This is a genomic window from Coleofasciculus sp. G3-WIS-01 (assembly GCF_040223135.1).
In the GTDB taxonomy this organism is placed as follows: domain Bacteria; phylum Cyanobacteriota; class Cyanobacteriia; order Cyanobacteriales; family Coleofasciculaceae; genus Coleofasciculus.
In genome coordinates this window covers 1-5331 of the sequence record NZ_JAVJZI010000180.1, presented here as the reverse complement: position 1 = coordinate 5331, position 5331 = coordinate 1, and the positions used below count along the sequence as shown (strand labels likewise).

The following is a 5331-nucleotide window of genomic DNA, read 5'->3' as shown; positions in this document are numbered from 1 at the left end:
AGTTTGAACTCGTAGGTTAAATTAAACAATTGCATCACCTCCTAACACCATTATACAACTGTTTGACAAAATAACAGGACGATTTATCAAATAAAAAGCCGCCCGATAAGGACGGGGCTTGTATCCCCAATTTTCGGTCAGAGTCAAAGGTTTCCACCAATTCTCTCCGGATAAGAAAGCTCCCCCGCTGTTCGGGTCTGAACCCTGTATGAGTATGAAAGGTCAACTTAGTGGTGGACTACTCACTTCTTGAACCGTTGAAGCTGGTGATTGTTCTTCATCCGTTGTAGATGTAGCATTTGATGCCAGACCCACTGAAGTAGCATAAACGTCACTAAAAGAGTTAGCTAGGTAGTGCGAACTCTTTTTTGTGCGTTGAGCTGCCATTAACAGCAAGTAAATCGCGACCAAATAAACAGTTGCCAGAACAGGAATAATCAAAGGCATATCAGTGTAAATCATAGTGTGGACGAACAGCAAAGTCATTTAAGATTCCATAGAAACTGAGGCAACGGTACTAGCCCATCGGCGGTGGAATAAATCCTGCCACCAGGAACTTTGGGGAAAACTTCCCCAGCTTGTTCAGTTGCTTCACTATTACTGGCGGTGATATGTACAAGCCTTTATCCAACTCAGTTGGATGAAGCTCGACAGGTTTCCTAGCGGAAAGCTCCTGTTTATGTAAAATAGAGGACGACACTTAGTCAAAACACCAAGCCGTCATCCAAAGCCTTGAGGCTATCTCTGCCTACCTAACGGCACCTTAACCTAAAGGTAAGGAAGCGAGTTGTCCCTACCACCTCGGATTCAATCAGTCGATTAATCTTTTGAAACCCTTAATATTTAGCTTAACATAACAGTTCCAGGGAATTCCAGGAATTTTCTTATCAACTTAATAAGTCGATACAATTCCTGTAAGCCCCCCCAGACCTGTTCTTGGTCAAACAGATTTCCCTACTTGGGACGCTTCGCTTAAAATTAAGGAAAGAATATGTAAACTTTCGTAACCTAATTTCTGAGTCGCCCAATCCATGACCTCAGTGACTTCCCTTTTTGCCCCTGTTGAAGCAGACCTCCATCTGCTCACCGAGAACTTAAAGAACTTAGTGGGTGCCCGCCACCCTATCCTCTATGCCGCAGCAGAACACCTATTTGGGGCTGGGGGCAAGCGGGTAAGACCAGCCATTGTCCTATTGATTGCGCGAGCGACGGTGCTGGATTCCGACATTACCCCCCGTCATCGCCGTCTAGCGGAAATTACCGAAATGATTCATACCGCGTCTCTGGTTCATGATGATGTCGTGGATGAATCATCAGTCCGTCGCAATGTCCCCACGGTTAATAGTTTGTTCAATAACCGCATCGCGGTACTGGCGGGAGATTTTTTGTTTGGTCAATCCGCTTGGTATCTGGCTAATCTCAACAACTTAGAGGTAGTCAAGTTGCTCTCCGAAGTGATTAAGGATATGGCGGAGGGAGAAATTCAGCAGGGACTGACCCGATTTGAGGCGGGTACTACCATTGAAACCTATCTAGAAAAGACCTACAAGAAAACGGCATCCCTGATTGCCAACAGTTCCAAGTCAGCCGGACTTTTGAGTGGCGTCTCAGCTGAGTTTGCCGAAAGTCTGTACTGCTATGGAAATCATCTAGGGTTAGCCTTTCAGATTGTTGATGATATCTTGGATTTCACCGCATCCACAGAAGTGTTGGGCAAGCCGGCGGGTTCTGATTTGATCAGCGGGAATTTAACTGCCCCCGTCTTATACGCGATAGAAGAAAAACCCTACTTAGAGGTATTGATTGAGCGAGAGTTTGCTCAACCGGATGACATTAGCCAAGCCTTGGCATTAGTTATGGAGAGTCGGGGTATTGAGCGATCGCGTGAACTGGCGGCTTACCATGCTCGCCTCGCCTTAGAAAACCTAGCGCCCCTGAAACCCTCGCCAGCTACGACAGCTTTAGTCGAGCTAACTGATTATGTACTGAGTCGAATGTACTAATCAAAGGGAACTCTTAACGGGGAATAGGCAACAGGGACTATCCAATTGAAAGCCTATCAGTTATAGTGCAAGATGAAGGATGAAGCATCAGAATGTCCTGGTTCCCGCCTCCATCCTCCATCCCCCGTCCCCCGTCCTCGCCTAAGAGGTAAAACTCGTGAACTACCTACACCAAACTAACGCTATGGTGTAGGCTTCTCGTCTCATTGACCGAAGCCGCTATACCCGAAAGCATGTTGGTCTTACGAGCGCGTCTCTGGTTGGAATCCAACCTTTATCTCCTCAATGGGAGAACCCGCGCCGCCGCCCTTCCAAGGCAGAATGAAAGTTTTTGCCGCTTGGTTTTCGCGGTTTGCGGCTAGAGTTCTAGCCTATTCTGTTTACTATAACATATCCAAGTAATTGATAGTAAAGTCTCTTAAGCATAAGTTTATAAAAACTAGTTTTGTCACAAGGCGCGATTCATCTCGCCGCCAAATCGTAGATTATGGCGGGAGACTTCTGGCACAATCAAGTTAAATTCCAGCTCCATCTAAAAATTGCTGAATCGCTTTATCCCGAAGTTGGCAGCTACCCGCCGTAGCCACTGAAACCTGCTCAGCATCTAAATCGCACCCATTCTGCATCGGTGTCGATGATTGCTTTTCGCTTAACTGTGCCAACTTTTGTTCCAGGGCTTCAATCCGATCTACTAATGATCGAATCACCGTTGCTTCAGAATCGGGCAAACTACCATGTTCTAGGGGATTAACTCGCACTCCAGAACGATAAACAATTCGACCTGGGATACCAACAACCGTACAATCAGACGGTACATCGCGCAAAACGACTGAACCTGCACCAATGCGGACATTGTTGCCGATTTGAATGTTGCCGAGAACCTTGGCACCGGCACCAACAACTACATTTTCTCCTAAGGTGGGATGGCGTTTGCCACATTCTTTCCCCGTACCCCCTAGGGTGACGCCTTGATAAATAAGACAGTAATCACCAACAATTGCCGTCTCACCAATGACAACACCCATGCCATGATCAATGAAGACACCTTGACCAATTTGGGCGCCGGGATGGATCTCAATACCCGTCAAGCTGCGAGAAAACTGAGAAATAAAACGAGGGATGAACGGAATCCCCATAGTATGCAACCAATGGCAGAGGCGGTGAAACAGGAGTGCCTGTAGACCGGGGTAGCATAATAAAACCTCGAGCCAGTTGCGAGCAGCGGGATCGCGATCAAAGATGATGCGGAAGTCAGCTAAAAACGTGGATAGCACAAGCGAGTTAAGACAAATAAACGTAAACAACTCATTGACTATCTTATCGTTATTGGCTACTCTCGCACAGTCAGGGTATAGTTCCAGGCTTGATTGGGATTGATGGTTCCCACCCAAACTTGATACTCTCCTGCCTCAAAGTTTGAGCGGGTTACGCTAGCATCTTTACTTGTGCCTGTATCATCACCGCACAAGGCAAAGCCCTTGGGTCCAGTAATTAAGAGGGTTGTGTCTTGACCGCCACTATCAACAGCGATCTGGAGCTGATTAAAATTTGCTTCTAAGTTTATGATGTGATCGGGAGTTTCTTCGGCGTAACCCAAACAAGGATTATTTTCGCGATCGCGGTTCACTAGCGACGGCAATGAAAATGAACCCCCTGTCGTACCTATCGCCGCTCCTGACGATGAGGAAAATCCGGGTGATAAGGTTAACCTGCCAAAATTGGCTGACTGGGATAAAACAGGTGTAGCCGTTAGGGCTATCACCATGGCTATTAATGCTTGAGAACCCTTGCGCCGTAACATACCTTCACTCTCCTGGAAACACTGTTAACGTCTTTTCCTCTCCCCCTTGAGTACCAGTTGCTCAGACTGTCTACTCTTGTTCTATCTGATTTCCCCCTTCTATATAGTTTAAGAGGTGACACCTTGGCATCTGCCACACTCGTTTGACTCTGGAGGTACTGTGCCTTTAATTATCTTGATTTCGCTGCTGCTGATTATGAGTTGGCTATTTTCAGAGGTTCTCATCTTGTTTCCGGTGGATATCTTAAATTCATTGAAACCGTTCACCTCATTAACCCTGATTGTTGCCTTACTCGCTTTTTTGTGGTGCTTTGGCGAGTAAGATAATGGTAATGCCACTCTGCCCATAAATTAGGGACGTCAGTTTTGGCAAATAGAGGGTTGGGTTTTGTCCATTCCACCCATAAGCAAACTTTTGATTGACCGGAGGAGAATTTCACAGATGTTTCTTGATGAACTCACCCCTATCGTTAAAGAATTGTTCCAACAGCCTGTAGCCTTCTTAGGCGGATTTTGTTCGGGAGTGCTTCGACTCAATCTTTCAGATGACCCCGTTAAAAGTTGGCTTAATCAGCAAACTGGTTCAACCAGCTATACAACCACTCCTACAGGAAGTGACAATGGCAGGACGAGCGGACCTCAATCTATCTCGATTGAATAGAACTTCGATGGCTTGAGACTCTTACCCCACTCAAATGCTTTCATCTGTAGGGTCGCTATAGCGGTTGAGTCGCGATCGCACAGATCCTTATGTAAGCTAGATAACCGACCAGAAACCCATTTCTGGGTTATCATTAACGATATCTATAAGTTCAGTTCTACCTTTGGTGAGATTTTTGTTGGGCAGCTACATGCATAGTTGATTACCCTGGAAATTAACCACGGATTATCAGACAAGACTTTAAGCAGCTTGCATTTTCGAGTTTTCGTCTGTGGCTCTGAACTTTTGTATTTCGTTCAGCCTTATCGATTTCAAATGACCATTTACATCGGAAACCTGTCTTACCAAGCCACCCAAGACGACTTAAAAACAGTATTTGCTGATTACGGCACTGTCAAACGAGTCGTATTACCCACAGATCGGGAAACAGGTCGAGTTCGAGGCTTTGCGTTTGTCGAGATGACAGACGAAGCTCAGGAAGACTCTGCTATTTCTCAACTCGACGGTGCAGAGTGGATGGGACGCCAGCTCAGAGTTAATAAAGCTAGACCCAGGGAGAATAATCGTGGTGGAGCGCGTCGCCATACTGCAAGTAATGCCTGGTAGAGCGAAAGCAACTCTATTTAACGTTCTTTGAACCAGAAATGATTGTACACTGTAAGGGACATCAAGCCTGATTTAGACTTGTGTCCCTTTTCTTGTCTTTGCCGCTACAACCTCAGAACTTGAACAGACCCTAACTAATTGCAAGCAATCTAGTTAGGGATTCTCCCCTGCTGTTACCACGAAGAGCCGCTGTTCTCGGTGAATACCAGGAACTTCTGCCAAGGCATTCCTCCTCGCCATTTCTGAATCGGAGTTAAGAC

Annotated in this window: 7 protein-coding genes; 4 read left to right on the top strand and 3 right to left on the bottom strand. The window is 46.2% G+C overall.

Annotated features, from left to right (window positions below):
• Positions 1-222: 222 nt before the first annotated feature.
• Positions 223-462: a hypothetical protein gene (locus RIM23_RS17685; protein ID WP_446368477.1), complete on the bottom strand. Its 240-nt coding sequence runs from the start codon at positions 460-462 to the stop codon at positions 223-225.
• Between the two features lie 569 nt (positions 463-1031).
• Between RIM23_RS17685 and sds the strand changes: the two genes are divergently transcribed.
• Positions 1032-2003 (top strand): solanesyl diphosphate synthase, encoded by a 972-nt coding sequence (gene sds, locus RIM23_RS17680; RefSeq protein WP_446368476.1) that lies wholly within the window; start codon positions 1032-1034, stop codon positions 2001-2003.
• 515 nt (positions 2004-2518) lie between these two features.
• Here the strand turns inward: sds and cysE are convergent.
• Positions 2519-3277 (bottom strand): serine O-acetyltransferase, encoded by a 759-nt coding sequence (cysE, locus tag RIM23_RS17675; RefSeq protein WP_446368475.1) that lies wholly within the window; start codon positions 3275-3277, stop codon positions 2519-2521.
• Positions 3278-3333: 56 nt separating this feature from the next.
• On the bottom strand, positions 3334-3804 hold the full coding sequence (locus tag RIM23_RS17670; protein WP_446368474.1) for a hypothetical protein: 471 nt from the start codon (positions 3802-3804) through the stop codon (positions 3334-3336).
• A gap of 160 nt (positions 3805-3964) precedes the next feature.
• On the opposite strand from RIM23_RS17670, the gene RIM23_RS17665 reads away from it, so the two are divergent.
• From RIM23_RS17665 to RIM23_RS17655, 3 genes are all read left to right on the top strand, one after another.
• The gene (locus RIM23_RS17665) at positions 3965-4126 is read left to right on the top strand and encodes a hypothetical protein (RefSeq protein ID WP_446368473.1); all 162 of its coding nucleotides are present in this window, start codon (positions 3965-3967) and stop codon (positions 4124-4126) included.
• Positions 4127-4246: 120 nt separating this feature from the next.
• Entirely contained in the window at positions 4247-4465 is a 219-nt protein-coding gene (locus tag RIM23_RS17660) for a hypothetical protein (RefSeq protein ID WP_446354461.1), read from the top strand.
• A gap of 315 nt (positions 4466-4780) precedes the next feature.
• Entirely contained in the window at positions 4781-5071 is a 291-nt protein-coding gene (locus RIM23_RS17655; protein ID WP_446368472.1) for an RNA recognition motif domain-containing protein, read from the top strand.
• The last annotated feature ends 260 nt before the right edge of the window (positions 5072-5331 follow it).

What these genes read in the sequence shown, in the direction of transcription:
- sds (WP_446368476.1), top strand. Translation starts at nt 1,032, where the DNA reads ATGACCTCAGTGACTTCCCTTTTTGCCCCTGTTGAAGCAGACCTCCAT.
- RIM23_RS17660 (WP_446354461.1), top strand. Translation starts at nt 4,247, where the DNA reads ATGTTTCTTGATGAACTCACCCCTATCGTTAAAGAATTGTTCCAACAG.
- RIM23_RS17655 (WP_446368472.1), top strand. Translation starts at nt 4,781, where the DNA reads ATGACCATTTACATCGGAAACCTGTCTTACCAAGCCACCCAAGACGAC.
- RIM23_RS17670 (WP_446368474.1), bottom strand. Translation starts at nt 3,804, where the DNA reads ATGTTACGGCGCAAGGGTTCTCAAGCATTAATAGCCATGGTGATAGCC.
- RIM23_RS17685 (WP_446368477.1), bottom strand. Translation starts at nt 462, where the DNA reads ATGATTTACACTGATATGCCTTTGATTATTCCTGTTCTGGCAACTGTT.